Source organism: Streptomyces doebereineriae (assembly GCF_031845645.1).
In the GTDB taxonomy this organism is placed as follows: domain Bacteria; phylum Actinomycetota; class Actinomycetes; order Streptomycetales; family Streptomycetaceae; genus Streptomyces; species Streptomyces canus.
This window is the reverse complement of record NZ_JAVREZ010000464.1, coordinates 1-417: the sequence shown is the minus strand read 5'-3', so window position 1 is coordinate 417 and position 417 is coordinate 1. Positions and strand designations below refer to the sequence as shown.

The 417-nt window shown below is 67.9% G+C and carries 1 protein-coding gene; it reads right to left on the bottom strand.

Annotated elements, in window-relative coordinates; all coding sequences use genetic code 11:
* Nucleotides 1–417 (bottom strand): hypothetical protein (locus RNB18_RS52790; RefSeq protein ID WP_311721151.1); only part of this gene is annotated, 417 nt, incomplete at both ends.

Here is a 417-nt window from a genome sequence, read left to right as displayed (position 1 = left end):
CCATAGGACAGCCTGACGGTCGAACGGCCGTCGACCGCGGCATCCAGGTCCCGTTCGAAATCCGCGTCTCGCCCGGTCGCCGAATCATGAAACACCCTGCCGTCGAGCTCGACGACGAGCCGTTCTCCGTACTCGGCGTCGCGATAGCAGACGCCGAGCGATGAGGCGGACCGCTTCTGGCGAGTCGCTCGCGGCAGACCGTGACGACGCTCGACGCGGACAAGATAGCCGTGCTCAAGAACCGAGCAGGTGCCCTCGGCGATGTCGACCAGCGCCGCCCGCAACCAGCGACGACGCCGCAGCCGACCACGCGAATCGAGGGCTTTCAGCAGCCGCCGCGCAGTGGTGCGCCGAGATTGGCAGGCATTGGCCAGGACGGCTATGGCATCGAGTTCGCGCGCAGAACGGCCGGCGACG